This window comes from Pedobacter sp. KACC 23697 (assembly GCF_045348445.1).
Taxonomy (GTDB): domain Bacteria; phylum Bacteroidota; class Bacteroidia; order Sphingobacteriales; family Sphingobacteriaceae; genus Pedobacter.
Map to the genome: position 1 here is coordinate 679,288 of NZ_CP157485.1, position 25,862 is coordinate 705,149.

The 25,862-nt window shown below is 38.3% G+C and carries 28 protein-coding genes; 13 read left to right on the forward strand and 15 right to left on the reverse strand.

What is annotated here, in order from left to right; translation table 11 throughout:
- Positions 1–135: 135 nt before the first annotated feature.
- The gene (locus tag ABEG20_RS02765) at positions 136–1,302 is read right to left on the reverse strand and encodes a homogentisate 1,2-dioxygenase (RefSeq protein WP_406825871.1); all 1,167 of its coding nucleotides are present in this window, start codon (positions 1,300–1,302) and stop codon (positions 136–138) included.
- Positions 1,303–1,580: 278 nt separating this feature from the next.
- On the opposite strand from ABEG20_RS02765, the gene ABEG20_RS02770 reads away from it, so the two are divergent.
- The 4 genes from ABEG20_RS02770 (at position 1,581) to ABEG20_RS02785 (ending at position 4,942) form a co-directional block, all read left to right on the forward strand.
- Positions 1,581–2,036 carry a hypothetical protein gene (locus ABEG20_RS02770; protein ID WP_406825872.1) on the forward strand — a complete coding sequence of 152 codons (456 nt, stop codon included), beginning with the start codon at positions 1,581–1,583 and terminating at the stop codon, positions 2,034–2,036.
- A 67-nt stretch (positions 2,037–2,103) separates the two neighbouring features.
- On the forward strand, positions 2,104–3,099 hold the full coding sequence (locus tag ABEG20_RS02775; protein ID WP_406825873.1) for a fumarylacetoacetate hydrolase family protein: 996 nt from the start codon (positions 2,104–2,106) through the stop codon (positions 3,097–3,099).
- A gap of 326 nt (positions 3,100–3,425) precedes the next feature.
- Positions 3,426–4,313 (forward strand): flavin reductase family protein, encoded by an 888-nt coding sequence (locus ABEG20_RS02780; protein ID WP_406825874.1) that lies wholly within the window; start codon positions 3,426–3,428, stop codon positions 4,311–4,313.
- Between the two features lie 23 nt (positions 4,314–4,336).
- Complete coding sequence (locus tag ABEG20_RS02785; protein ID WP_406825875.1) at positions 4,337–4,942, forward strand: YdeI/OmpD-associated family protein; 606 nt, start codon at positions 4,337–4,339, stop codon at positions 4,940–4,942.
- Here ABEG20_RS02785 and ABEG20_RS02790 read toward each other — a convergent pair whose 3' ends face one another.
- The 14 genes from ABEG20_RS02790 to ABEG20_RS02855 all read right to left on the reverse strand — a co-directional run bounded on the left by ABEG20_RS02790 (position 4,943) and on the right by ABEG20_RS02855 (position 17,875).
- Positions 4,943–5,488, reverse strand: coding sequence for a C40 family peptidase (locus ABEG20_RS02790; RefSeq protein ID WP_406825876.1), 546 nt, complete (start codon positions 5,486–5,488; stop codon positions 4,943–4,945).
- A gap of 118 nt (positions 5,489–5,606) precedes the next feature.
- The gene (locus ABEG20_RS02795; RefSeq protein WP_406825877.1) at positions 5,607–5,969 is read right to left on the reverse strand and encodes a DUF4870 domain-containing protein; all 363 of its coding nucleotides are present in this window, start codon (positions 5,967–5,969) and stop codon (positions 5,607–5,609) included.
- A gap of 47 nt (positions 5,970–6,016) precedes the next feature.
- The gene (locus ABEG20_RS02800) at positions 6,017–6,718 is read right to left on the reverse strand and encodes an SDR family oxidoreductase (protein WP_406825878.1); all 702 of its coding nucleotides are present in this window, start codon (positions 6,716–6,718) and stop codon (positions 6,017–6,019) included.
- A gap of 459 nt (positions 6,719–7,177) precedes the next feature.
- On the reverse strand, positions 7,178–7,303 hold the full coding sequence (locus ABEG20_RS02805; protein ID WP_406825879.1) for a hypothetical protein: 126 nt from the start codon (positions 7,301–7,303) through the stop codon (positions 7,178–7,180).
- 31 nt (positions 7,304–7,334) lie between these two features.
- Positions 7,335–9,116, reverse strand: coding sequence for an aromatic amino acid hydroxylase (locus tag ABEG20_RS02810; protein WP_406825880.1), 1,782 nt, complete (start codon positions 9,114–9,116; stop codon positions 7,335–7,337).
- A 621-nt stretch (positions 9,117–9,737) separates the two neighbouring features.
- Positions 9,738–10,247, reverse strand: coding sequence for a GtrA family protein (locus tag ABEG20_RS02815; RefSeq protein WP_406825881.1), 510 nt, complete (start codon positions 10,245–10,247; stop codon positions 9,738–9,740).
- 80 nt (positions 10,248–10,327) lie between these two features.
- The gene (locus ABEG20_RS02820) at positions 10,328–11,017 is read right to left on the reverse strand and encodes a CAP domain-containing protein (RefSeq protein ID WP_406825882.1); all 690 of its coding nucleotides are present in this window, start codon (positions 11,015–11,017) and stop codon (positions 10,328–10,330) included.
- Between the two features lie 191 nt (positions 11,018–11,208).
- Positions 11,209–11,973: an SDR family NAD(P)-dependent oxidoreductase gene (locus ABEG20_RS02825; RefSeq protein WP_406825883.1), complete on the reverse strand. Its 765-nt coding sequence runs from the start codon at positions 11,971–11,973 to the stop codon at positions 11,209–11,211.
- 88 nt (positions 11,974–12,061) lie between these two features.
- Entirely contained in the window at positions 12,062–12,469 is a 408-nt protein-coding gene (locus ABEG20_RS02830) for a helix-turn-helix domain-containing protein (protein WP_406825884.1), read from the reverse strand.
- Between the two features lie 168 nt (positions 12,470–12,637).
- On the reverse strand, positions 12,638–13,510 hold the full coding sequence (locus ABEG20_RS02835) for a DUF6252 family protein (RefSeq protein WP_406825885.1): 873 nt from the start codon (positions 13,508–13,510) through the stop codon (positions 12,638–12,640).
- Positions 13,511–13,557: 47 nt separating this feature from the next.
- Positions 13,558–14,244, reverse strand: a complete 687-nt coding sequence (locus ABEG20_RS02840; protein ID WP_406825886.1) for a 2'-5' RNA ligase family protein — start codon at positions 14,242–14,244, stop codon at positions 13,558–13,560.
- A gap of 106 nt (positions 14,245–14,350) precedes the next feature.
- Positions 14,351–15,994, reverse strand: coding sequence for a glycine--tRNA ligase (locus ABEG20_RS02845; RefSeq protein WP_406825887.1), 1,644 nt, complete (start codon positions 15,992–15,994; stop codon positions 14,351–14,353).
- A gap of 274 nt (positions 15,995–16,268) precedes the next feature.
- Positions 16,269–16,472: a hypothetical protein gene (locus ABEG20_RS02850; protein ID WP_406825888.1), complete on the reverse strand. Its 204-nt coding sequence runs from the start codon at positions 16,470–16,472 to the stop codon at positions 16,269–16,271.
- Positions 16,469–17,875, reverse strand: coding sequence for a S8 family peptidase (locus tag ABEG20_RS02855; protein ID WP_406825889.1), 1,407 nt, complete (start codon positions 17,873–17,875; stop codon positions 16,469–16,471). Before ABEG20_RS02855 ends, ABEG20_RS02850 begins: the two co-directional genes overlap by 4 nt.
- A 268-nt stretch (positions 17,876–18,143) precedes the next feature.
- Here ABEG20_RS02855 and ABEG20_RS02860 point away from each other — a divergent pair, with 268 nt between their 5' ends.
- The 9 genes from ABEG20_RS02860 (at position 18,144) to gldG (ending at position 25,834) form a co-directional block, all read left to right on the forward strand.
- A complete protein-coding gene (locus ABEG20_RS02860; RefSeq protein WP_406825890.1) occupies positions 18,144–18,776 on the forward strand; it encodes a hypothetical protein in 633 nt (210 codons plus the stop codon).
- A 7-nt stretch (positions 18,777–18,783) separates the two neighbouring features.
- Complete coding sequence (locus ABEG20_RS02865) at positions 18,784–19,434, forward strand: hypothetical protein (protein WP_406825891.1); 651 nt, start codon at positions 18,784–18,786, stop codon at positions 19,432–19,434.
- Positions 19,413–20,198, forward strand: coding sequence for a sensor histidine kinase (locus ABEG20_RS02870; protein WP_406825892.1), 786 nt, complete (start codon positions 19,413–19,415; stop codon positions 20,196–20,198). Before ABEG20_RS02865 ends, ABEG20_RS02870 begins: the two co-directional genes overlap by 22 nt.
- Positions 20,195–20,827, forward strand: coding sequence for a response regulator (locus ABEG20_RS02875; RefSeq protein ID WP_406825893.1), 633 nt, complete (start codon positions 20,195–20,197; stop codon positions 20,825–20,827). Before ABEG20_RS02870 ends, ABEG20_RS02875 begins: the two co-directional genes overlap by 4 nt.
- Positions 20,828–21,035: 208 nt before the next feature.
- Positions 21,036–21,956: a glycerophosphodiester phosphodiesterase family protein gene (locus tag ABEG20_RS02880; protein ID WP_406825894.1), complete on the forward strand. Its 921-nt coding sequence runs from the start codon at positions 21,036–21,038 to the stop codon at positions 21,954–21,956.
- A 144-nt stretch (positions 21,957–22,100) separates the two neighbouring features.
- Positions 22,101–22,808: an ATP-binding cassette domain-containing protein gene (locus ABEG20_RS02885; RefSeq protein WP_406825895.1), complete on the forward strand. Its 708-nt coding sequence runs from the start codon at positions 22,101–22,103 to the stop codon at positions 22,806–22,808.
- Positions 22,809–22,813: 5 nt separating this feature from the next.
- Positions 22,814–23,350, forward strand: a complete 537-nt coding sequence (locus tag ABEG20_RS02890) for a hypothetical protein (protein ID WP_406825896.1) — start codon at positions 22,814–22,816, stop codon at positions 23,348–23,350.
- Positions 23,351–23,423: 73 nt separating this feature from the next.
- On the forward strand, positions 23,424–24,149 hold the full coding sequence (gene gldF, locus ABEG20_RS02895) for a gliding motility-associated ABC transporter permease subunit GldF (protein WP_406825897.1): 726 nt from the start codon (positions 23,424–23,426) through the stop codon (positions 24,147–24,149).
- A complete protein-coding gene (gene gldG, locus ABEG20_RS02900) occupies positions 24,149–25,834 on the forward strand; it encodes a gliding motility-associated ABC transporter substrate-binding protein GldG (RefSeq protein WP_406825898.1) in 1,686 nt (561 codons plus the stop codon). The genes gldF and gldG overlap by 1 nt, the downstream gene beginning before the upstream one ends.
- Positions 25,835–25,862 lie beyond the last annotated feature (28 nt).

A 25,862-nucleotide genomic window follows, 5' to 3' on the forward strand; every position in this document is an offset into this window, starting at 1 on the left:
AGTCCGAGGTCAGAGGTATGAAGTTGGATGTGATATGTTCTTTCAGAATTTTAGAAGTTGAGTTTTTGATCATCATCATTATTTACCGCCATGCACCTGATCTTCGGACCCGGGGGCTCCGGACTTCTGACTCATTTATTCTACGTTAATCTGCCAGCTTTTGTGATAATTCTCGTCCTCAATATCCAGGGCATCCTGCGTAAGCATTAAAGGCTTAAACGGATCGATCATTACCGCCAGCTCATCAGTTTTTTCTTTTCCAATTGATTTTTCTACGGTACCTGGATGCGGTCCGTGTGGAATTCCGCCAGGGTGCAGGGTAATCTGTCCTTTTACCACACTTTTGCGGCTCATAAAATCACCATCTACATAATAAAGCACTTCATCACTATCAACGTTGCTATGGTTGTAGGGCGCAGGAATCGAATCAGGATGGTAATCGTATTTGCGGGGAACAAATGAACAAACTACAAAATTGTGCCCTTCGAAAGTTTGGTGAACCGGAGGTGGTTGGTGTAACCGGCCTGTTATCGGCTCAAAATCGTGGATAGAAAAAGCATACGGATAATGATAACCGTCCCAGCCCACATAATCAAAAGGGTGTGTACCATAAGTGTACGGATAGATCAAGCCCTGTTTTTTAATGAGTACTTTAAAATCACCATACTCATCATGTGTTTGCAGGTGCTCCGGTAGCCTTAAGTCGCGTTCACAATAAGGTGCATGCTCCATTAACTGTCCATATTGATTTAAATATCTTTTGGGCGCCCTTAAAGGGCTAAAACTTTCTACAATGAACAACCTGTTTTGTTCATTATCAAATTCCATCTGATAAATGGTGCCCCTTGGGATAATCAGATAATCACCATAAGCAAATTTAATTTCTCCGAATCCTGTTTTCAGCTTTCCGGAACCTTCGTGTACGAAGATCATCTCATCAGCCTGACTATTTTTGTAGAAATAATCGGTCATTGATTTTCTTGGCGCAGCCAGAACGATATGCAGATCGCTATTGACGAGAATGGCTTTTCTGCTTTCCAGAAAATCATCTTCCGGTTTTATATTGAAGCCAATTAAACTAGTATGTTTCAGGTGCTTTTCGCGCGCTATTTTGGGTTCAACACTGTAAGGCTCACCCAAATGTTTTACAATAGTTGGCGGGTGGCAATGATAAACCAATGAATATAAACTGGAAAAACCTTCGGTTGATACCAATTCTTCGGCATATAGATTTCCATCAGGTTTACGAAAAACCGTGTGACGTTTAGCTGGAATCTGCCCCAATTTATGATAAACAGGCATAATTAAATGGTGTTATGGTTAGAAAGAAAAAATCCTAATGAATTAACAATTAAAACGGCAATGCGTTTAAATTTGAAAAGAAGAGTGAATGAAAATTACAGTGAATACTGCGCCATGATCAGCTTGGATAGCATATTATAGCGACGGGCCGCGATAGCGTCGTTTACCAGATTAATATGTAATGCTTTTAAGATCATGGTTTTAATGGTACCAAGGTAAGTATTTTATTTAAAAGTTAAAATTTTAATTATCTTTAGTTGCATACTACAATCATCCCAATGAAATTTATTTTTACAAGTTTAATTTTTTTAGCCTTTGGCTATAACACTTTTGCGCAACAAAAGTCCAGGTACAACATTAGGGTTATAGACCAAAATGGAAAAGGAGTAAGAGGATCTTTTTACGCCGCGGCTGATGATGGCCTGACGATTATCAGAAATAGAAAGGATACCCTAAAATTGAGCGCCGACAGCATCAGTGCATTATATATACACCGCAAAGGGATTGCTGCACCACTGGCCATTGCCGGAGGTTTAACCTTCTTTGTTTTAGCGGCCAAGAGTGATAAATTGGCAGAATCAGTGGTACTTATTGCTGCGGGTGTGCCGGCGGGCGTGTCTGGTGGCTTATTGATCGGTGGATTACTTTCCAACAAAAAACATTATAAAGGACTTCAGGCAAAAGATTTTCCATTAATTAAATCAAACCTTCAAAAATATACCGTATTAAAATAATAACGTTTATGTTTTATTTTGAATGGGCTAATTTCTTAGCTTTACCGCGTATTTAACCAAATCATATATGAAACTAGTATCTTATAAGACCGAAGACAGGGAGCATCTTGGCATATTTATCGACGGACATATTTATAACTTAAATAGTTGCGATAAATTGCTTCCGGATAATATGAGTATGTTTTTGCAGGGCGGAGAAGTGTTAATGGAAAGAGCGAAAAGGATAGACGATCAAATAAAAGACGGTAGTTTAGTCGCTAAAGAAGAGATTTTTTACGAACTTTTGGCACCTGTTCCACATCCTACCAGTTGCCGTGATGGTTACGCTTTCAGGCAACATGTTGCTGCGGCGCGCAGAAACAGAAAGGTAGATATGATCCCTCAATTTGATGAGTATCCGATCTTTTATTTTACTAATCATAATGCTATTCAGGGAACAGGGGAAATTGAATGCATGCCAGATCATTTTGATAAGTTGGATTTCGAACTGGAACTTGCCATTGTTATTGGTAAAAAAGGTAGAAACATTAAAGCTGCCGAAGCTGATGAATACATTGCAGGTTATATGGTAATGAATGATATGAGCGCCCGTACTTTGCAGATGGAAGAAATGTTGTTGAATTTAGGTCCTGCAAAAGGAAAAGATTTTTCTACCGTAATTGGTCCATGGCTGGTTACACCTGATGAATTGTTGCAGTATAAGGTTTCACCTAAAGCAGGACACGTTGGCAATGCTTACGATCTTAAAATGACCTGCAGGGTAAATGGCATTGAAGTTTCTAAAGGAAATGCAGCTGATATGGACTGGACTTTTGCCGAAATTATAGAACGCTGTGCTTATGGAGTAGATATTCTTCCGGGTGATGTAATCGGTTCAGGAACAGTAGGAACGGGTTGTTTTTTAGAGTTAAACGGTACAGGCTTACTTAACGATCCAAATTATAAAGTACAATGGCTGCAGCCTGGTGATGTGGTGGAGATGGAGATAACGGGTTTAGGTGCATTAACCAATACGATTACGAAAGCTGATACGGATTTTTCGATCCTGGCGTTGAAGAAGTAAGAAGGTTTCTTAAATTAATTGTAATTATTTAGCAGTTAATATGTTTAATGCTGGATTATTATGCAATCGTCATCCTGAATTTATTTCAGGATCTACAGGTTAGATGCTGAAACAAGTTCAGCATGACGATCGTTGCTAAAAAAATAAAGAACTATATAATTAGAACGGATTCAGGTTTAGATTACTTTATTCAACTTTATTAGATAAAGCAGACAGCAGTTTTCATTTCGATCAGAATAATAGCGTATGGAAATTCAGCTGTTTCCGAATAACTATTGCTTTTGCGCTTCAAAAAAGAATCATTATCAATTTAATAATTTCAAGTTTTGGTATCACTTAAGACCTCCGATTTAACTCCGGTAGAACTACAAAACTACCTGCAGTACGCCATCGCTCCGCGACCGATCTGTTTTGCCTCAACTATTGATGCTGAAGGAAATATAAATTTAAGCCCTTTCAGTTTCTTTAACATGTTCAGCACTAATCCACCGATCTGTATTTTTTCGCCATCGAGGAGAGTGCGCGATAATACCACCAAACATAGCCTGGAAAATGTATTAGAGGTTCAGGAATGTGTGATCAATATTGTAAACTACGATATGGTGCAGCAAATGAGTTTGGCCAGTACCGAATATGCCAAAGGCGTAAACGAGTTTGAGAAGGCTGGGTTTACGATGTTAGAATCTGATCTTGTCCGGCCACCAAGAGTGGCAGAAGCGCCAGTGCAGTTTGAGTGTGTAGTGAATGAAGTCATTTCTTTAGGTGATAGCCATGGTGCCGGAAACCTGGTACTGGCTGAAATAAAAGTGATTCATATTAATGAAGCGGTTTTAGATGAAAATGGCAAGATAGATCAACATAAAATGGATCTCGTTGCACGTCTGGGCGGCGATTGGTATTGCAGGGTTACCAGCGATAATTTGTTTAAAGTGGCAAAGCCCCTGGCCAAATTGGGGATTGGTGTAGACCGTTTACCACAATCAGTCCGCTTTTCGAAAGTGTTAACCGGAAACGATCTGGGCATGCTCGGTAATGTGGAGCAAATACCTGCTGGTGAAGAAATTGATCTGATCAGCACAAATCCCGAAGTAAAAGAAATACTTGATGCCACTATTGGCGACAGCACTAACCGTGAAAGGGAACTGCATGAATTTGCTAAGAAACTGCTGCAGACAGGGGATGTAGATCTTGCTTTAAAAGTTGTTTTGTTGTAGATTTATAAACTAAATTTTTGGCTATGCATACCAGTGTTCAGGTAGACCAGTACATTATCAATTCGGCAGAATTTGCCATTCCCATTTTAGATCATTTAAGAAATCTGGTACATAAAGCCGATGCCCGGATTGAAGAGAAAATTAAATGGGGAATGCCTTTCTTTGACTATAAAGGTACGGTTTGCCACATGGCTTCTTTTAAGCATCATTGTGCCTTTGGTTTTTGGAAAGGGGCATTAATAAATGATGAGTATGGTATTTTTAAAGAACGGTCTGAATCCATGGGCGCATTAGGCAAAATAAAATCTTTTGACGATTTGCCTGCAGATGAAATCCTGATCGCCTACATTCAACAGGCTATTCAGTTAAATGAAGAAAATATAAAGTTGCCTTCAAAACCAAAATCTACAGAGAAAAAAGAAATTATTGTACCTGAATATTTTATGGAAGCTTTACAGGAAGATCCTGCAGCATTAGCGGTATTCCAGAATTTTAGTCCTTCTAATAAAAAAGATTATATTCTATGGCTTGAAGAAGCCAAAACGGAAGCTACCAGATTAAAAAGATTGGAAACGACCTTGTTATGGCTTGCCGAAGGCAAAACAAGGATGTGGAAATATAAAAAGTAATCAAAGGATACTTACAATTTTCATGAAACGGTCTTTGTAATGGCCGTTAAGATCGGTGATGGTTACCTGGTGGGCTTTACCCGAGGAGGCATGAATAAATTTAATCCCGTTTTCATCAATAGAATAAACAATCCCTACATGACCGATTCTTCTTATCCTGGAATTAGTGCCTGTAAAAATCAACACATCACCTACTTTTGCATTTTCTAAACTGGTTTCTTTACCTGCATAGCTAAACTCTCTGGAAGAACGTGGAACTTTGAAACCGAAATTACTAAATACATAACTTACAAAACCTGAACAATCGAAACCAACTTTTGGGTTGCTTGTTGCATAACGATAGGGGATACCTAACATGCTTTTGGCAAAATCGATAAGGGTTGTAGAATTTGTAGTAGAATTGTTTTCCGTAATCGTAGTATTTTTTGGAAGACTGGCTACTAATTTCTTTACCAGTTCCTGGTATTGCGCGGGTAAGATTGTTTGGGCTTTTCCTGCCGTGGCAGACAAAATGAAAAACAAAATCGGGACTATTATTTTCTTCATATGTTGGCACCAAAGATATGAAAAATATATAAAGTGTATTAAAATGTTGAAAACCAGTTAAAACAAAAAAAAAGTCTGGGTAATTATCCCAGACTTAAATAAAAATAATGAGCTTCGATTAAATACTTGGAAACATGGTTTGCGCTTTGTCGCCAATTAACGGAAGCGGTTTTAGTTCGCTGTTATTTGCACTTATAGCACCTATGATAATTAAAATCAGGTAGGCAATGTAAACTACATAACTTAAGTAACCAAATATTGCAGTTGGTATGATCATAACTAATATGGTTACTGCCACATTAAGTACAATTATAGCCAGATGGAGCAATAAAGATTGCCTTAAATGATAACTGGAAAGTGCTGTTTTATTGTCTTTGTACATGGCAAAGTACGATATCAGCCAGCCAATTAGAAAGATGTAACTCACAACAGCAGCATTTTTTCCATTGTCGGCTGTTTTAAAAGGAGAATTTGTTTCCATAGATTTTTTTAGTTTTTCGATGCTGCAAATTACTAAAAATTATCACATTATGGTGTAGTAACTGCCACCGGTAAAATTTTTCCATTAAAAAATTTATGTCCGGTTTTTGCAAAATCGGCTACATACTTCCCCATTTCAAAAGCCATCACCGGGCTTTGGTAACCCGGGAAAGCTGCTTCCAGCATTTCTGTCTGTGCTGATCCTAAAGCAAGGCAATTAATTTTGATTCCTGTTTCTGCCAATTCAAAAGCCAAACATTCTGTTAACGTGTGCAAAGCAGCCTTACTTGCTGAGTAAGCAGAAAGTCCGGGGAATTTAACGCTTCCCTGAAAACCACCCATGCTACCAATATTAACGATGTGGCTTCCACTTTGCATTAATGGTAAAATGTGCTGGATCATCCTGAAATGTGAAATCACATTGCTCTGTAACATCTCGCCCAGATCCATTTCTGTAGTGTCTAAAAACGGTTTGTTAATTAATGCACCCGCATTGTTGATCAGGATGTCTATAGTACCTAAGCGTTCTTTTAGAAAAGGGATCAGCGCGGCATAATCATCATTTACGATGTCAAATTCTACCGGTAAAAGTGTACAGTCGGGATTAATGCCACGGGCTATCTCCAGCAGTTTACGCAGTTTATCTGCCGAACGGGCAATGGCAACAATTTTATTTTCTTTATGTAAGCTAAACGCTAAAGCCGTTTCGAAACCGATTCCGCTGCTGGCACCTGTAATTATAATGTTCATTAAAAAATGTTAAAAATTGTTGTAAAGTTAAAAGGTTGAAATGTTTTCGACCTGATGAAATCAAAGTTAGGAAAAAAAGAGTAAGTCAACCAGAACCTTGTTTGACGACAAGGATTCGAAAATAGCGATTACATCCCTTGATTTACGCATTATATTGCAAATGTGGTTGTCAGTCGTCCTCATTATAAATAATGATGATTGAAATTAATAAGTAATTTAAGGTTTTGGACGATAAGTCGTCATGCTGAATTTATTTCAGCATCTATTTTGCATTAAGACCCTGAAATAAATTCAGGGTGAAGACCACTTTTAACCCCTTCCTCACTGCAACCTATCAGTAATTTCCCACTCATCTCTTAAATTACTTTGTCATGTAGATGGATCTTTAATATCCTTAAACATTAAATTACCTTCAGTATTTTCAATTGCTTTTTTTAATTTCTGATAAGATCCCCTGGGCTACTCAACCATATTGGGCTGATGGGTTTTGATATCAACATCTTCTACAAAAGATAATGCCTTATGCATCTTTTCAACAAGCGCAGCATTTTGTTCATAATCTACTTGTACTGTGATCGTTGTCATAACGTAAAGTTAATGAAATTTAAGCTAAAATTCAATCTTCCATAAGGAGCTGACTTACCGGATTTTTAATTACATGTAAGCCGTCATTAATCAGTTTGGTGTGGTCTAACTCTTTGCCTGCTTTAATTTCAAGATAAACCTGAATTTCCTTTTCCAGCTGAGGATAAATCTTTTTATGGTAAATAATCTCCAGAATTTCCAAGGCACAAAGCCAGTCTTGCCTGTGGCTTGTTTTTAATTGTAAGAAAATTTCGCCAAGCTGATCCAGGTTTTCACCACTTTCCCTGATCGCTCTAACTGCTCGGTATAAACCATGCAGTTGTAAAGTTTTATCATTATAAATAATGTGATGCGTTTTCTCTTTACTGATTAAAGTAATCTCTTCATAAGCATCTTTATCAGCTGCTCCGTTAAAAACAGAAACAATTTTTTCCCCAACAGCCATGTCGTAAGTACCCCATTCTGGTTTAAACAGTATATTTCCGTTACTTTCGGTAACCATACAATCGTTAAAGGCAATTAAAAGGAGCTTATCGTTTTCGATAATCATATCCTTAACTGTACCTGTTACGCTAATACCGCTTTCAAATGTTAGTACAGTTTTCTCGCCCTGGATGATGTTCATAGATTGTAGTTCTGATAGGCTATAATCCTCAAATGGTTTGTCTGCTTCCTTTAAGCGTCCCACTGGCGACGAAAAACCATCTGCGTGGTAATCTTTTCCATGTCCGGTAAGTTGTTTGTTATCAAAGGCCAGTGCAGATGCTCCTGTGGTTTTAATAAAAGTTACTTCATCATTAGGATTAATACCCATATCGGTAAAAATGCCGCTAACCTGTAACCCGGAACTGTAAACAGCAGTGGCTACATTTTTACAGGCAATGGCTTTCATTATACTTTCAGCACCACCTTTTCTAAAGGCCATGGTATTGGCAAAGGTTTCCAAAACATCAATCAGGTTTTGAAATGTTTCAGTTACAAAAAGCTGCGGCTGGGGCTTGGTAATATCGTAAGCGTAGTTAACCGTGTCCATGGTGTACCAAAGTTTTTCCACATCATTTTGCATACAGGTTGCACTTTCGCCAATAGACGAAAGTAACCCCGCACCATAAATTTTCGGGTTTTCCAAAGTACCGATCAGGCCATATTCAACCGTCCACCAGTGCAAACGGCCAAGTAATGCCATTTCAGAAGGTTCACCCATATGCTCGCTAATGTAACGCAGTTCTTTTTCTGCCCGGGCAATCTGCAATTCGTCAGTAGCTACAGCTTCTTTCAGAATGGATAATTTTCTAATGGCTTCATAAAGTTCAAAATCTTTTGCCGAAAACATGGCTTTTGCACCAATTGAGCCAAAATAACTCAAATAATTATTGTAATCGGTATCGGCAATGATAGGTGCATGTCCGGCACTTTCGTGTATAATATCCGGCGCAGGGGTATATTCAATGTGGTTAATCTGGCGGATATCAGCAGCAATAACCAATACCCGATAGGCCTGATATTCCATAAAAGCTGCGGGCGGAATAAAGCCATCAACCGTTACTGCGCCCCAACCAATCTTACCCAGGTTATCATTCATCGTTTGTAAATCGGGGATGTATTCTATACTCAAACCAGCCCGTTGTAAACCTTTTATATAAGGATAGTAAGCCACATTTTTAAGATAACTATAATTCTGGCGCATTACGTACCGCCATACCGCCTGGTCTACAGGTGTATATTTCTCGTAATTTTGTGCAACAATAAATTGCTTTAAATGATTGGGCAATTTAGCTACCTGCGCATTATTAAAATCATTAAAATGGCTCATGGTTATTTATGAAATAAGTTGGTCGGCAGCTAAGTTAGGATGTTGTTTTTATCTTAACAAGAAAGCACCCGCATAAATTAACAGGTTAACGTAATAAAGGTTTCGGGTGGTTAATATAATGGATTTATAATTTGGAAAGGTGCTGTAGCATTTCATCGGAAAGCTCCGGACGGGCTGTCCGCTATATCTTTTGTTGCCCTTCGACTCCGCACATGCTAACAACAAAAGTATGCCGCTTCCATCCCGTTTAGCTACCGCGGTTTATGCTGGTAAGGCTGTTTTTAATCGTAACTCTGGCACGAAACCATTAATAAGCGCACAGTTTTGGCCACCTAAACCCGACTGTTGCGTAAAGCCCGGAGCGAGGCACGAGTGAGGACTTGAAGTTAAGGCGGGCCTGAATAAACCGAAAAGCTTGTGTAGCTGCTTTCCAAAAAGAAGAAAGATTAATCATTTGGAAAGGTGCTGTAGCATTTCATCGGTCAGGTTTTGCCGCTTCCATTCCGTTTAGGTACTAAGGTTTGTGGTGATGACCTCAGGATAGTAGTACACGCCATCATTGTTCTGTGTTAATCAATACCTAAGGTGGCTAAAAATGGGTTGGGTTATAATCGCGGCTGATTAATCCTGCTTTCCTTTTTTATCCCCGATTTTTTTCACGCTGAAAGTGAAGTAATGCTGATACAGGTAACTGAAAAGTGCCATTGAGACGGAGACCAGTATTCTAGATAAAACGGATAAAGTCGGATAATCTCTTAAAAGTTCTAATAAAAACTTCAAAAAAACATAAGTAGCCAGTATATTGATAAACTGAAGGTTTAAAAACCTAAAAAGCTGTACCCTGCCCTTTAATTCGCTATGCGTAAATATAACATATTTGTTGAGCAAAAAACTGGTTGGAATGGCTACAGAATAGTCTACCAATAAAGAGGCGGTTTCTCTTTGAAGTACAATTGCTCCAAAATTTACTTCGGCTGTTTTAAAAATTATAAAATAAGCGAAATAATAGACCAGAATACCGAGTAACAAGGTGCTGCCACCGGTAGCCATATACCTGAAATTATGGGGGGAAATAAACTTTTTAAAAGGGGGGTAAAAAAAATCTATTATGGCTAAAATTGCTTTGCGCATTATTTAAACTATTCGTTGTTATTTTTGGGCGCAATTTACAATTAAATTTTTATTGCCCGGTAGTATGATCATTTTTGTATTTACTCTTTATAAATATCAGCCGGAGGTAAGGCTACAAAATCAATCACTGCACACCAGCTGTAAGATGGGTGGGGCTGAATGCTTACACCAACGGCGTTTAATTTAAACTTTTGGTCTAACAGGTTAAACCGGTGGCCAAGGGAAGGTACACCACAATCTAACAACAGGTGACACACAATATCCAAACTGTTTGAAAAACCAAAATCGATATTTTCGCTCATTGCTTTATTTGGAAAATATTTGGATAAACGCTTCGAAAACTTATCGCCGTTGCTGCTTTCGTGTGTGTCGAGGTTATTCCGGTTAAGGTCCTGGGCATGATTTCGGCTTAAAGCAGATAATTGATCATTAGGGTAAAATACCGGTAGATTTTTTATGCCCTTTAAATGCTTTAATAAAGAGGTATAATAGCTGTTGGTACGGGTAATCCGCAATTCATTGTAATTTCTGTATTGTCTTACTTTAGCGTTGTAGTTATTAATGTAATCTTCCAGAAAAGTGTAATAAAACTTTTCACCATCAATGCGGATCAGGTTCATATACATCACCACATTTTTTTCTTCGTTAGTTAAATAAGTAGCATTTGCTGCGGTATTGGCCCTGCGGAACTCCGCATCGGTCCATTTTTGGGCATTTGCAGTGGTAACAATAATTAAAAATAAAAAGGTAGGCAGAAGTATCTTACGCATCTGATGGTTTTGATGGATAACGCCTTTTGATGCAGATTATTTTCTGGTTGGCGATTTAGATAGTGTTTAGCGTGGCGTTTAACGGTTCGCGTTGGCTAACTACCGTCGAAAAAATAACTACCAGGGCAAAAGAGCACAAAGAAGATAATCTTTGTGCCCTCGTGTCTTGGTGATTAACCCTAGCGAAGAGTTTATAAAAACATACCGCCAGATGCTTCAATGCGCTGTGCGTTAATCCATCTAGCATCTTCAGTACATAAAAATGCCACCACTCCTCCAATATCATCTGGCAAACCTACACGGCCTAGCGCGGTATTGGCAGCTATCCCGGCATTGAGCTGATCATTGTCTCTCACCACTCCACCGCCAAAATCGGTTTCAATTGCACCCGGAGCAACAATGTTCGATCTGATTCCTCTTGCACCCAATTCTTTGGCCTGGTATTTTGTTAAGGTTTCCATGGCGCCTTTCATCGAGGCGTAGGCCGCATACCCAGGGGTTGCAAAACGTGCCAATCCGGATGAAACATTAATGATTCCGCTGCCATCATTTAATAACGGCAAAGCTTTCTGGGTTAAAAAAAAGGCGCCTTTGTAATGGATGTTTACCAAGGTGTCAAATTGTTCTTCAGTAGTATCTGCAAATGAAGCATGGATGCCAATCCCTGCATTATTGATCAGGAAATCGAATTTTTCTGCATTGAAGACAGATTTTAACACACTTTCAACTTCGCTGAAAAAAGCATCAAAAGTTTTAGCATCTCCAACATTTAACTGTATTGCTGCTGCTGGCACACCCATCGCTTTTATTTCGTTAACTGTATCTTTTGCTTCCTCTTTTTTCGATTGATAGGTAACGAGTACACCGATTCCTTTTGCAGCAATTTTTAAGGCTGCGTTTTTTCCCAGTCCGCGGCTACCACCGGTTACCAGGGCAATTTTATTTTGTTTTTCCATTTTATTTTTATCAGTTAAACAAAATTAAATGGAAATCGGCTGTTAAAATGGTGACTGTTTAAGTAAAAATGGTGATTGTTTAAGTTTTCTATATGTTGACCGTTTTCTTGTCTGTAACTAAAGACTCCAGATAAGCCTCCCGATACTGTTTCGGTGTTTGGCCGGCAAAGTGTTTAAAAAACTTGGTAAAGTTGGATGGATCGTAGGTTAAAATTCTGGCTATTTCAGCAATAGGCATGCTCACATGCTCTAACATCGATTTCGAAATCTCCATTAAACGTTCTTCGAAAAAGAAACATGGCGAGTGACCGGTAGCGGCCTTAATGGTATTGCTTAAATGCGTGGGATGTACATGGATTAAATCGGCGAAATCCCTTACCTCAAACATTTCTGTAGTACGGCCAGATACAATGTCTTCAAGGTGTTTGTCTAATTCTTTTAAATAATCTGCCGCAATTTCATGTCGGCGGGCAAAAAACTGCTGCGGAATTTTCATATCAATGATTTTAATTGCTAAACAAATATACCAATCGAGTCATTGATTAAGAAATTACCTAATTTGTATTTGTTTTTTGTGACTGAAGGTTTACCCTCGAAAACCTCCATCAAAACAAAAGCCGCTGATCGTTAAATCAACGGCTTCCATATTTTAAAATTTAGCTTTTTAAAATTTACTAAAAGGTAAATCAAAAGTCCCGTCTGTAATATTTACCGACGTCTTTATGGTGGTATTCTGGTTACCGCCACTGAAGAAAAATGTTCCTTTCAACTTATTTCCGGCTTCGCTTGTAATCACTAAAGTGCCCGCATCTGCATAAAATGAACCGGTTTGACCTTGGTCTTTCATATAAACACCGGTCCCGTCCTTCGCTATATCGTAAGTACCTACGCCCTTGTAGTCAATTATTGAAATAAGCAGGCGTTTATCTCCGTTAACCGTTGTAATGGTTAATAATTTGCCAAGGGGAGACATTACTGATGAAGCCTCGCCGGTAAAACCCGTTACAGTGCCATCAACCTTTGCACTTAAGTTATTTGTACTATTATTAGATTCAGGGCTTTTTGCTGGCACTAAACTAATGCTAAACTGGCCTTCGCTAATGGTTTTCGTGGCTGAAGTCACATAATTTTGTCCTTTAAATTCGAAAGTACCTTTAATATATTTGTTCGCTAAATAACTGGTTACCTTAATTATACCGTTAGAGGTACTAAGGTAAGCATCTTGTAAGCCAGCTACATTTGGTAGATAGGTAGCTATGTTACTGTCGGATATAGTATATGTTCCAGCGCCTTTAAAATCACTAATTACCAAGCTAAAACCACTGGTTACTTTATTTCCCAAAATCTGTAAAGTTGTTTTATCGCCTGTCACATAAGTTTGGGCCGTTGTAAAGGTACACTGCAATAAAACACCATCAACTTTTCCGCTCATAGAGGATGAATCCCACTCAGGATGATAATTAATTTCTTTTTTGCAGGATGAAGTAATCAGAAGGCATACTAATGCCAATAAGGATAGTTTAAAAGGTACTTTCACGAGGGCTAATTTGTTATGGTTAATAAATTTGTGCAAAGATAAAGAATTTAGTTAAGTCCTAATGAAAAGGTTTGCAGCTTTTTAACGAATTTTTCCCGCTGATACCAGTCGTTATAAACCAGTTCAATCTGTTTTACTTCGAAAGTGCCGAAATCGAAATCCCTGTATTTTTCGATCAGCTTAACTAGGGCATCTCTATTCTCCAGTTCAGACCTGAAACGGATCACGGTAGAGTGGGCTGTTTTTATGGCATATCTTTTATCCATACTCTGTTGCAGACCTGAATTTTTGAAGATGGTTCGCAGGTCATTCCTGATCTCATTTAATGTATCGGTTAAAAAGCCCTGTATTAAAATGCACGATGAGGATGCAGTTAAGCCCTTAAACCGGATTTTAAAACTCTTATACCTGGCTAAAACCTGTTGTATAAGTGCTACATAACCCTTAACGTTAATACTCTGTAGATCAAAACCATCATAACAGGAAATGATAGACATTAAGGTAATGTGGATATCCGGATTCTGATAAAAATATTGTTCAGGTTCAATGGCTTTTGCTTCATTTACAAACTGTTGAATTTTGACTTTGGTCGCAGCATCTGGCCTGATCACCAATGTGATTCCAAAACGCTGATCAGTGTCAGAATCTATTAAATGATCAATTTCATAGTTTCCATCAGCTATTTTGGCAATCGAATCTTTGTACAGTTGATTATAATATTCAGCTAAATTCATTTTTATGATACAAAAAAGTCGCAGGTGTAAAACCTGCGACTAAATATTATTTATTTAGATGCTGAAATAAATCCGGCAGCTATCGGATCAGCATGAAGATTTTCGTTTAAGCCAACAATGCCTTCCAGCTGGTTGCCTTACCAATAATACCAGTTAAATCGGCAATGGCTACACGTTCCTGCTCCATGCTGTCGCGGTGGCGAATCGTAACTTTATTGTCTTCTAAACTCTGGTGATCAACTGTGATACAGAAAGGCGTACCCACTGCATCCTGACGGCGGTAACGTTTACCAATCGCATCTTTCTCCTCGTAAATACAATTGAAATCGAATTTCAGCTCATCCATAATTTCGCGTGCTTTTTCCGGTAAACCATCTTTTTTGGTCAATGGGAAAATAGCTACTTTATATGGGGCCAAAGCAGGGTGTAAGCGCAATAAAGTACGGCTGTCCTGTTTGTCGTCTGTACTTAAATCCTGCTCTTCAAAAGCATTGATCATCGTTAACAGGAACATACGGTCTAAACCGATAGATGTTTCGATTACATATGGAACGTAATTGCCATAAGGTTTACCTTCTTCGTTTAAATCGTTATCGAAATACTGCATTTTCTTGCCAGAATATTCCTGGTGCTGTGTTAAATCGAAATCGGTACGGCTGTGGATTCCTTCCACCTCCTTAAATCCGAATGGAAATTCAAATTCGATGTCAGTGGCTGCATTGGCATAATGCGCCAGTTTCACGTGGTCGTGGTAACGGTATTTTTCAGGATTGGTACCTAAAGCTTTATGCCATTTTAAACGTGCTTCTTTCCAGTATTCGAACCATTTTTTGTCTTCGCCCGGGCGAACGAAAAACTGCATTTCCATTTGTTCAAACTCGCGCATACGCATAATAAACTGGCGGGCAATTACCTCATTTCTGAAAGCTTTACCAATCTGCGCAATACCGAAAGGGATTTTCATCCTTCCTGATTTTTGAACATTCAGGAAGTTAACAAAAATTCCCTGGGCGGTTTCCGGACGCAGATAAACCTCATCACTGCCCTCAGCCATTGCACCAAACTGTGTACTGAACATCAGGTTAAACTGACGGACATCTGTCCAGTTTGAAGTTTTGGAAATCGGGCAGATTACCTTATAATCAACAATTAAATCTTTTAGCTGGGCTAAGTTTTCTGATTTAAGTGCCAGGTTCATTTCTACTTCAAGCGCTAAACCTTTTTTTACAAATCTCCAGCTGGCCTCATCAACAAATGGATATTTTGAATGGTCTAAAATCGTTTCCTCATCTTTAAATCCAGGAATCCAGGCGGCTTGTCCTTCATCACTTAAACCCGATATTTCTTGCTGAAACTCCTCAAATTTAACTTTGTTTTCTGCGCTGAAATTGGCTAATTCTGAGTATAATTCATCAATTTTATTTTCTAATAACTGATCGGCGCGGTAACGTTTTTTCGAGTCTTTATTGTCAATCATCGGGTCGTTAAAACCATCTACGTGTCCGCTGGCTTTCCAAACCTTTGGGTGCATAAAAATTGCAGAGTCAATTCCCACAATGTTTTCATGCATTTGCACCATGGCTTTCCACCAGTAGGTTTTAATGTTGTTTTTTAATTCGGCACCCAACTGGCCGTAATCGTAAACAGCACTTAAGCCGTCATATATTTCGCTGCTTTGGAATACAAAACCGTATTCTTTCGCATGTGATATTACATTTTTAAATTGTTCGTCGTTATTCTTTTGAGCCATAATGCAGCAAAGATAATAAATAAGGTAAAAGGTAAGAGGTAAAAGGTAAAAGGTTTTTGATCAGGCTAAAATGGGCTGCATAATTAAAAGAAACATCGTCATTGCGGGAAGGCTTTTTCAGCCGACGAAACAATATATTGTTGGATAATCCTGGTTTAAAGATTGCTTCACCCAATGAAAAATTGGCTTCGCAATGATGATCTCTGCTCATAAAAAAATCGATGCAGCTAAAGCCACACCGATTTATATTGGTCAATGATGAGGTGTTTTAAGCTTAAATGCTAACGTCCCTTTCCTCCTCAACATTTAATACACCATCAATCTTTTTGATATCTGCTATTTTATGGTTGCCCGGAACAATAACAATGACACCGATCGAATCCAGTTTTTCCAAATTGTCGATCTTCATTTGTTTCAATTGAGCGGCAACCGCATCCATAGCGTCATCTTTTACAGATATTAACCATTTTGTACTCATCTTATTATTTTTTCAATAGGGCCAATCGGGTCGATGGGGAATTTCGGATTAACCAAAATCGGGGTTCTTTCAATTGGAAATTTAATCAACCTGGTTTTTGTTGGCGCTTGTACCAAACCTGCACCTACGTCCCTGCCGTGTAAAGGTAGTGCTTTTGCAGTCGAAGTTAATTTTCTCCAGAGGTTAATGCCCCTTAAACCCGTTGCCTGTGCCCATAAGGCAGCAATGCCTGCAACATGAGGCGTAGCCATACTCGTGCCATTCCAGCTGGCATATTTGGTTGGCAGTTTGGTAGAAGAGTATACATTAACGCCTGGGGCAGCAATATCTACAGCGCCGTAAGTTGGATAAAGGCCTCCGTTAGAGAAACTGGCGATGTTCATGTTCACATCAACCGCACCAACAGCCATGATCGACGGACAGTTTGCAGGATGCATTACTTGTTTTACCACACCTGGTCTTGCTGAGTCGTTACCGGCAGCAGCAATAATCAAAGTGCCCTGTGCCAAAGCCCTCGCCGCTGCAGTTTCAAAAACGGCAGAATATCCAGTTCCGTTTACCAAACCCCTTAACGACATGCTTACTACATCGCAGCGGTTGGCAATGGCCCAGTTAATACCGGCAAGAATTCCTCCATCACCGCCCGAACCGCCGTTACTTAACACTTTGCCGATATAAATACTTGCTGCATACGCAATGCCATATCTTTCAACTGCCGATGGTGAACTTGCAGGACCACATGAGGTACCGGTACAATGGGTACCATGGCCATGACCATCCTGTGTAGTTTCGCCGGTGATAAAACTTTGGTGAACAATTGGCCTGCCGGCAAAATCAGGATGGTTAAAATCGAAACCAGTATCCAATATTGCTACTTTAATACCTGCGCCGTTATAAGGGTTGTATCTTAAAATGCTTGCAGGTACAACATTGGTGGCTTTTAAACCCCAGGTGGCACCAACCGATTCTACTTCCGATTCCTGTCCTTCGTAGTTATAATCTTCCACTTCGGTACCAACCAACGTGCTGGTTAACTGGTTTATTGCATCTCTGTAGCCTTCAACATAGTTTTGGGTACTTTCATCAAGCATGCCTATAGCGTAAACTACCCTTTCTTTTTCTACAATCATTTCATTTTCGCTAAAACTGCTGATTGAATTTTCAATTTTTGGCTTTTCGTTTACAATCGCGATTCCCAGTTTATCCAATACAATACCATCTGTTTTAGCCAGATCTTTATCTGTAAAAAATTCATTTTCAAACTCCATAGAGCTTTTTAAGTTTAGTCCGCTGATGGAACTGATAGCACTGATCGAATCTGAGGTGCTGGATCCTTCCGGTAGTAATACAAGGTACCTTCCTGTGTACGCTACTTGGTCTTCTTTTTTCAATGTTTTTGACATGGTTTTAAGGTTTTAAGTTTTGCCTACTTTATTTAGGATTTTCGGCTTGTTCCTTTTGTATTCTGTGGTGTTAAATCACACCCAAAATTGAACCAGCAACGCTTAAAAAACCATAGTTAAAACACTAAAAACCAGTAGTGAATGCAACAGAATAATAAGTAGTAAAAACAGCAGTAAAATATGGGGAAAACCCCATCCGTTATCCTTGAAAATTTTATCACTTTTGGTTATTAACATTAACTTTAATCAGAACCAAACAATTATGAACATGAAAGATTTTCTTATTTATGCCATCGTATTTTTATCCGGTGCATTCGTACTTTATCTGGTACAAAAACTGATCGGTTTAATAAAGACCGGGGATAGGAGCCAGCCCAATACCATGGATACGCGGACAATTAAGCAGATGGTTGATCAGTACCGCAATAACCATTTGGATGCCATCAACAGGACTTTGGGTTTAAATGATGCCCATTCGGTTTCATTTGGCTTAAAAACACTTAAAAAATTTATAGATGATATCGAATATCAAACCAAAAAGAGAAATCCGGGAATTGATGCGGGTGCTCTGGGCGTACGTTTCTATTATGCCGCATATCCTCAAGAAAGCGAATGGAAAAATTCCGAAAATGAAAAACAGATGGGAAAAAATTATGCCGGGAAACATACACTTGTGATGATTCCAACTTTAAAAAAGAGAATCAGTAATGGAAGTTTTGAAGATTACGATTTTAACCCGTTAGATAAGGCTACCTACTTCATCAATAACCGTGAAATAGAACGCCCGGTGGCCATGATGGCGATGGATTCTACTAACAACGATAGTCAGTCGAAACAGGTAATGGCGCAAAACCACGGGCAATTAATTCCTCCGGCCGAGGCAGTACAGGAAACTTATTAATATAAATATGTCGGGTTTTCAATCATTTTTAAGTAATGCACTCCTGTGGGTTGAAGGGCTTGCTGCCATAATTTCCATTTTTTCTTACTATAAAAACGCGGCCAATAATTTTTGGAAGTACTTTGTTTTTTACCTCGTTTTCGTTTTTTTATGCGAGTTATTTGGTAAATACGGAGCGCATTGGATCACCTACTCTAAAGCTCAATTTTATAACTATTTAGTAATTCCTTTACAGTTTTTCTTTTTTTATTGGTTATATGCTGTAAAATCTTTAAAAAACAAAGGTTTATTTATCCTTCTTTCTTTATTATATTTAATTTCTTTTATTCCAAGCGAGTTTTATTTTAAGGGAAGCAAGATTATCTTTTCCTTCAATTATACTTTTGGCTGCCTCATTTTAATGTTTTTGGTATTGTTGGAATATTATAAGCAGATTACCTCGTCGGATATCATTAATTTTAACAAGAACAGAATGTTTTATATCAATTTGGGCGTAACACTATTTTACATCGGTACCTTGCCCTTTTGGACCTTTTATTACTTGTTGCTAAAATACCATCAGATGTGGAATGTTTATTATGATTACTTCCTTATTTCGGGTATTGTGATGTATGTATTATTCTCAATTTCATTTGTATGGGGAAAACAGAACTCTTAATTACCATTATCCTGTTTAATCTGTTTTTTGTGCTATTTGTGGTTGCCGTTATGGTGTATATCAAAAAATATAAACAGCGGAAACGGGAATATCTGAAAGAAATTGAGATTACGAACGAAGTTCATCAAAAAGAACTTTTAACTACGCAGTTAGAAATTCAGCAGGCAACAATGCAGCAGATCGGGCGTGAATTACATGATAACATCGGACAAAAATTGACCCTGGTAAGCCTTTATACCCAGCAGCTGGTATATGAAAATAAAGTGCCGCAGGAGAATGAAAGAATTGAGCAAATTTATCAGATCATCAATTCATCCTTGCAGGATTTAAGAAGTTTGTCAAAATCCCTTACAAATGATAATGTAATTGAAAATGAAATGGTAACTTTATTACAGGAAGAAGTAAACCATATTAATGCTTTAAAAAGGTGTAAAGTAACTTTTGAACATAATTTTGAGAAAATTGACCTCGAATTTGTAAAAAAAAATGTGTTGCTTAGGATTACGCAGGAATTTCTTCAGAATAGTTTAAAACATGCACATTGCAATAACATCGCTATCACGTTAAAATCGTCTCCTGATATTTTTTTAGCATTATCTATACGGGATGATGGAGTAGGTTTTGATTATGCGGGGTTAACAGCAGATGGCATTGGATTAAAAAACATGAAAAAAAGAGCCGAAATAATCGGCGGGCATTTTAACCTGCATAGTAAACCCAGTTTTGGCACCACGCTTACCATTTTACTAGATAAACAATCATGAAAAAAACAATAGTTGTTGTTGATGATCATATCCTTATCGCGAAGGCGCTTCAGGGCATTATTAATAACTTTGCAGCGTTTGAGGTGATCTATGTATGTGAAAACGGGAGAGACCTGATGGAGAAATTTGAAAGCAACTGTAAAATCCCTGATATAATCCTTTTAGATATCAGCATGCCTATAATGGATGGTTTTGAAACCGTAAGCTGGTTAAAAGTGCATTATCCGGATATTAAAGTGATGGCCCTGAGTATGCAGGGCGAAGAAAAAAGTGTAATCAAAATGGTAAGCAACGGTGCCACAGGCTATTTGCTCAAAAATGCACATCCGGTAGAACTTGAAAATGCGCTGACTAAACTAAGTGCAAATGGTTTTTTTTACCCGGATTGGGCATCAAAAATCATCTTCTCCAGCTTAAATAAAACAAAGGATCACGAAATCAAAATCTCAGACCGGGAGAAAGAATTTTTAAAATATACCGTTACTGAGCTCAATTACAAAGAAATAGCCGATAAGATGTTCTGCAGTCCACGTACTGTAGAAAGTTACCGTGATCAGTTATGCGAAAAACTAGAACTCAAAACCCGTGTAGGACTGGCTGTTTTTGCCATTAAAAATGGATTTGCTTAGTTAGGTTAATCGTATAAAATGAATAAACAGGTTAACTGTTCAAGATGTTAGTTGGGTTAATTGTCTAAACTAAATGGGTTAACTGGCGTGATGACACGATTAACCGATTTCAGCAATTAACAGGTAACCTTTTTGAACAATTAACCAATTAGCCATTTAACATTCCATTTTCCCGCTTCCGTTTTCCATTTTTTCCTAATTTTGAAACATGAAATTCCATCATTTGCTATTCCTGGTTATTGTTGTCGTTTTTACCTCATGCAAACCAAAAGAGAAAAAACATCGCTATATTAAATTCAATACCATTACGGAGTTATATCAATTTCTAAAATGGACACCTGAAAACCGTTTTCCACTCATTAGTGCGCACCGCGGTGGGCCAATGCCAGGCTATCCTGAAAACTGTATCGAAACATTCGATAACGCCACTACCTATAATCCGGTGGTAATCGAATTTGATATTGCTTACAGTAAAGATTCCGTCATGGTGATTATGCACGATGATCAGCTCGACCGTACTTCCACAGGAAAAGGGCCGATTGGCAATTATACCTATGAAGAGTTGAAAGCTTTTAACCTTAAAGATGATGAAGGCAAGGAAACAAAGTTTAAAATCCCGACTTTGGATAGCGTGCTCAGCTGGAGCAAAGGAAAAGTTTTATTAACCATCGATTTGAAAAAAGGCGTTTCGTACGCAAAAGTGATCGAAAGAGTAAGGCAATATAAAGCAGAAAGTAACGCCATTATCATTACCTATACTGCAGATCAGGCAAAAGAAGTGCACCAATTGGCACCTGATTTAATGATTTCTGCATCTGTTCAAAAGAAAGCAGAATTAAAACGGTTAAATAATATGGGTATCCCAAATAACCGCATTGTCGCTTTTGTTGGTGTTTCCGCACCAGATAAAGAATTATATCAGTACTTACACAATAAAGGCATTACCACTATTTTAGGCACGATGGGGAATATTGATAAAAGTGCGATAGCCAGTCCGGTAAAAAATGTTTATTATCATTTGGTTAATAACGGTGCAGACATATTATCTGGAGATAATTTACCCCAGGCAGCGGAAGAACTGGATAAGTTTAGATACAATAAAAAAATAAGTTCACCGCATATTAATTAGTTTTGTCGTTATTATAAGGTACAAAGCAGTCTTATATTTCGATTAATGCGATCGCATTAAGATTGCTTGGTTGTTCCGCCTCAATGAAGATATTTCTTAATTTAACTTCACTAATTTGTAGGGAATTGGGTTTAAACATACAAAATGAGTATTTCGGTTAAAAATCTTTCTAAACATTACGATAAGCAAAAAGCTGTCGATTCGATCAGTTTTGAAGCCAGTCCGGGACGTATTCTCGGGTTTTTAGGACCTAATGGCGCTGGTAAATCTACAACCATGCGTATGCTTACCGGTTATTTGACACCAACATCCGGTGAGGCTGAAATTTCTGGCAAAAGCATGCTTACCGATGCCATTGAAGCGAAAAAGCATATAGGCTATCTTCCCGAAAACACGCCGCTGTATGCTGATATGTATGTAAAGGAATTCTTAAGTTTTGTTGGTCAAACCTATAAAATGATCAATTTACCTGCACGGATTGACGAAGTGATCAAAATGGTAGGCTTAACATCAGAGCAACATAAAAAAATTGGTATGTTATCTAAAGGTTATCGTCAAAGGGTGGGACTGGCCCAGGCCATCATCCACAATCCGGCGGTTTTAATTTTAGATGAGCCTACTTCCGGCCTCGATCCGAACCAACTGGTCGACATCAGGCAGCTCATCAAAACGCTTGGTACAGCTAAAACGGTTGTTATATCTACCCACATTATGCAAGAGGTTGAAGCCATCTGTGATGACATCATTATTATTAACCAAGGTAAAATTGTAGCAAAAGATTCACTTGAGGGACTTAAAAAAGCGCATCAGCAACAATCATTAGAAGATATTTTCAGAAAATTAACGGCTTAAATTTCATGCGGAGCATCAAAATAATATTTACAGTTTTTTTATTTTCAAGTCCGGCACTTTTAAAAGCTCAAAATAGACCCGATGTTGGTATCGCAGCGGAAATTGGTCTGCCATCGGGCAATTTCTCTAACCTTTCAGCAATTGGCCTGGGCGCTTCTGTTAAAGCTGATCTGCCGGTTGCAGAAAATTTTGCCATTACTTTAAATGCTGGTTTTATGAATTTTTTTGGAAGAAGGAACCAGCTTTTGAATGTGCAGGACTTAACCTATATTCCTGCAAAGGCCGGACTAAAATACCAATTAAGCGAAAGCTTTTATGCCGAAGGTCAATTAGGAACAGCCTTACCTTTACATAAATACCAAAAAACATTATTTGTCTGGTCGCCCGGCATTGGAAACCAGTTTAAATTATCTGGTGAGAATAAACTCGATCTTGGAATCAGATACGAAGGCTGGACGGGTAAAAATAATGTTGTTGGCCTTAATAAAACCAATACCAAAGGATTCGTCGGAATTAGGTTTGCTTATATATTCGGACTATAAGTTATACTCAGCGATGCTAACCCAGGTAAGCTAACGAAAAAATATTTCTTAACTTCGGCATTTAAAATTAACTATGTACGCAGTTTTTAAACGCGAGTTATTCAGTTTCTTAAGTTCGATGGTGGCTTACATCACCATTGGTATTTTTCTATTAGTTTCCGGTCTGTTACTTTGGTTTTTTCCTGATACCTCGGTGCTTGATTATGGTTATGCCGAACTTGATGGCTTTTTTAGTTTAGTGCCTTATCTCTTTATGTTTCTTATTCCGGCCATTACGATGCGCTCTTTTGCTGAAGAAAGGAGAGAAGGCACTTTCGAACTTTTAATTACCCGGCCCATCCGGATCTGGCAGATTATTGTGGCAAAGTATTTAGCCAGCCTGGTTTTGGTGCTGTTTGCCTTAATCCCAACCTTAGTTTATTATTACAGCATCTCAAAATTGGGTTTTCCTGAAGGAAATATCGATTCAGGCGCCGTTATTGGTTCCTATACCGGTTTATTTTTATTAGGGGCTGCCTTTACATCCATTGGAATTTTCTCTTCTGCATTAACCAAAAATCAGGTTATTGCCTTTGTTATCAGTGCGGCTTTATGTGCATTTGCTTTTTTAGGATTCGATTACAGCAGTCAGATCGCTGCATTTCAAAGCATTGACAATATCATCCTTAACTTAGGGATTAATCAACATTACACTTCCATAAGCCGTGGTGTGTTGGATACCAGAGATCTGGTTTACTTTATTTCCTTTTCAGCCTTTTTTTTATTGCTCACCAAATTAATCATAGGAGGGAAACGATAATGATGCTGAAGCATAAATGGATTAATTTTATCATTATAATAACTGTATTGGTTATTGTAAATATTTTAGGCCAGTACGTTTTCTATCGTTTTGATTTTACAGCCGATAAACGTTTTACACTGAGTGAGAAAACAAAAACTTTGCTACAGCAAAATCAAAAGCCGGTTATTATTACTGTATTTTTGGCTGGAGAGTTACCGCCTGCATTTAAGCGCCTGCAAGCTGCAGTATCTGATATTTTATCTGATTATAAAGCCTATGCCAGAACGGAAGTTAAGGTGGTTTTTGTAGACCCTTTGGCAGGACTTAACCAGGCCGATCAGGATACGGTGATCAATCATCTGTACGAAAGAGGCATAGAAGCTACCAATTTAAGCATTAAAACAGAAAGTGGGTTAACGCAGAAACTTGTATTTCCAATGGCCATGATGGAAAGCGATGGAAAGGAATTTCCCATTAAACTTTTTCAGAATTTAGATACCCGCGGAAATTATGAAGACAATATAAACCGCGCGATTGAAAACCTGGAGTATATTTTTACTTCGGGTTTAAAGAAGGTAATTTCGGGTGATAACCCGCGGATCGGCTTTTCTGAATCAAATGGTGAGCTTTCTGATCTGCAACTGGCTGATGCCATTCATACCCTATCTAATAGTTATTTGGTTGGCCGTATTGATTTAAATAGTATTGATAAAGCAGGGCTTGATAAATTAAAAATGCTCATCATAGCCAAGCCCAGGAAACCTTTTACAGAATCGGAAAAATATAAAATCAACTATTTTGTAATGAACGGCGGGAGGGTGCTCTGGAGTATCGATCAGGTTAATGCCGAATTGGACAGTTTGCGCGGTAAAAATGGGCAAATGGCCATTAATAGTAATCTGAACCTGGATGATATGCTTTTTATGTATGGCGCAAGGGTTAATTATAATATCATTGCCGATCCGGCAAACAGTGCCGAAATTCCCGTTTCCACAGGAGTTGTAGGCGGGCAAAACCAGATGCAGTTGGTTCCCTGGATTTATTATCCGATTTTGTTACCCGATACAACTGAAAGTGTGGTGAAAAAGCTGGACGGTGTAAAATCTGAATTTCCAAGTACGGTAGATACTATTGGGGTTAAAGGTGTAAAGAAATCATACATTTTAAGTACATCTCCATATAATAAAGTATATAATGTGCCAAAATTGTTCAGTTTGCAAATGTTAAGTGAACAATTGGATCCGCGTTCTTTCCAAAGTAAACCGCAACATGTTGGTTTGATGTTGGAAGGTAACTTTCCTTCGGTTTTTGCAGGGCGCCCATTACCAGCTGCTATTACGCAGCCTTATACCTCAGCAAGTATAGGCAAACCGGCTAAAATGATTGTGATAGGTGATGGTGATATTTTTAAAAACCAGGTGTCTGAGCAAAACGGAACGCCGTTTCCATTAGGTTTCGACCGTTATTCGCAGCGTACTTTTGGAAATAAAGCCTTGCTGCTTAATATTGTTGATTATTTTACAGATAACGATAACTTAATTGCACTGCGGAATAAAGAAGTAAAAATCAGATTGCTGGATAAAGCCAAAATTAAGCTCGAAAAAACAAAGTGGCAATTTATAAATGTTGTGGCACCCTTGCTATTGTTAATATTCTTTGCGATTTTTCAACATTATTATCGCAAATACAAGTACGCTAAATAATTTTTATATTTTTGAAGAAGACTAAATA

Bases quoted from the DNA above. Each gene is read 5' to 3' on its own strand.
- ABEG20_RS02815 (WP_406825881.1), bottom strand. From the start codon at position 10,247: ATGCGCAAAGCAATTTTAGCCATAATAGATTTTTTTTACCCCCCTTTT.
- ABEG20_RS02810 (WP_406825880.1), bottom strand. From the start codon at position 9,116: ATGAGCCATTTTAATGATTTTAATAATGCGCAGGTAGCTAAATTGCCC.
- ABEG20_RS02885 (WP_406825895.1), top strand. From the start codon at position 22,101: ATGAGTATTTCGGTTAAAAATCTTTCTAAACATTACGATAAGCAAAAA.
- gldF (WP_406825897.1), top strand. From the start codon at position 23,424: ATGTACGCAGTTTTTAAACGCGAGTTATTCAGTTTCTTAAGTTCGATG.
- ABEG20_RS02800 (WP_406825878.1), bottom strand. From the start codon at position 6,718: ATGAACATTATAATTACAGGTGCCAGCAGCGGAATCGGTTTCGAAACG.
- ABEG20_RS02870 (WP_406825892.1), top strand. From the start codon at position 19,413: ATGGGGAAAACAGAACTCTTAATTACCATTATCCTGTTTAATCTGTTT.
- ABEG20_RS02805 (WP_406825879.1), bottom strand. From the start codon at position 7,303: ATGACAACGATCACAGTACAAGTAGATTATGAACAAAATGCTGCGCTT.
- ABEG20_RS02890 (WP_406825896.1), top strand. From the start codon at position 22,814: ATGCGGAGCATCAAAATAATATTTACAGTTTTTTTATTTTCAAGTCCG.
- ABEG20_RS02820 (WP_406825882.1), bottom strand. From the start codon at position 11,017: ATGCGTAAGATACTTCTGCCTACCTTTTTATTTTTAATTATTGTTACC.
- ABEG20_RS02770 (WP_406825872.1), top strand. From the start codon at position 1,581: ATGAAATTTATTTTTACAAGTTTAATTTTTTTAGCCTTTGGCTATAAC.
- ABEG20_RS02850 (WP_406825888.1), bottom strand. From the start codon at position 16,472: ATGAGTACAAAATGGTTAATATCTGTAAAAGATGACGCTATGGATGCG.
- ABEG20_RS02795 (WP_406825877.1), bottom strand. From the start codon at position 5,969: ATGGAAACAAATTCTCCTTTTAAAACAGCCGACAATGGAAAAAATGCT.
- ABEG20_RS02785 (WP_406825875.1), top strand. From the start codon at position 4,337: ATGCATACCAGTGTTCAGGTAGACCAGTACATTATCAATTCGGCAGAA.
- ABEG20_RS02865 (WP_406825891.1), top strand. From the start codon at position 18,784: ATGTCGGGTTTTCAATCATTTTTAAGTAATGCACTCCTGTGGGTTGAA.
- ABEG20_RS02840 (WP_406825886.1), bottom strand. From the start codon at position 14,244: ATGAATTTAGCTGAATATTATAATCAACTGTACAAAGATTCGATTGCC.
- ABEG20_RS02830 (WP_406825884.1), bottom strand. From the start codon at position 12,469: ATGAAAATTCCGCAGCAGTTTTTTGCCCGCCGACATGAAATTGCGGCA.
- gldG (WP_406825898.1), top strand. From the start codon at position 24,149: ATGATGCTGAAGCATAAATGGATTAATTTTATCATTATAATAACTGTA.
- ABEG20_RS02845 (WP_406825887.1), bottom strand. From the start codon at position 15,994: ATGGCTCAAAAGAATAACGACGAACAATTTAAAAATGTAATATCACAT.
- ABEG20_RS02880 (WP_406825894.1), top strand. From the start codon at position 21,036: ATGAAATTCCATCATTTGCTATTCCTGGTTATTGTTGTCGTTTTTACC.
- ABEG20_RS02855 (WP_406825889.1), bottom strand. From the start codon at position 17,875: ATGTCAAAAACATTGAAAAAAGAAGACCAAGTAGCGTACACAGGAAGG.
- ABEG20_RS02790 (WP_406825876.1), bottom strand. From the start codon at position 5,488: ATGAAGAAAATAATAGTCCCGATTTTGTTTTTCATTTTGTCTGCCACG.
- ABEG20_RS02825 (WP_406825883.1), bottom strand. From the start codon at position 11,973: ATGGAAAAACAAAATAAAATTGCCCTGGTAACCGGTGGTAGCCGCGGA.
- ABEG20_RS02860 (WP_406825890.1), top strand. From the start codon at position 18,144: ATGAAAGATTTTCTTATTTATGCCATCGTATTTTTATCCGGTGCATTC.
- ABEG20_RS02775 (WP_406825873.1), top strand. From the start codon at position 2,104: ATGAAACTAGTATCTTATAAGACCGAAGACAGGGAGCATCTTGGCATA.
- ABEG20_RS02875 (WP_406825893.1), top strand. From the start codon at position 20,195: ATGAAAAAAACAATAGTTGTTGTTGATGATCATATCCTTATCGCGAAG.
- ABEG20_RS02765 (WP_406825871.1), bottom strand. From the start codon at position 1,302: ATGCCTGTTTATCATAAATTGGGGCAGATTCCAGCTAAACGTCACACG.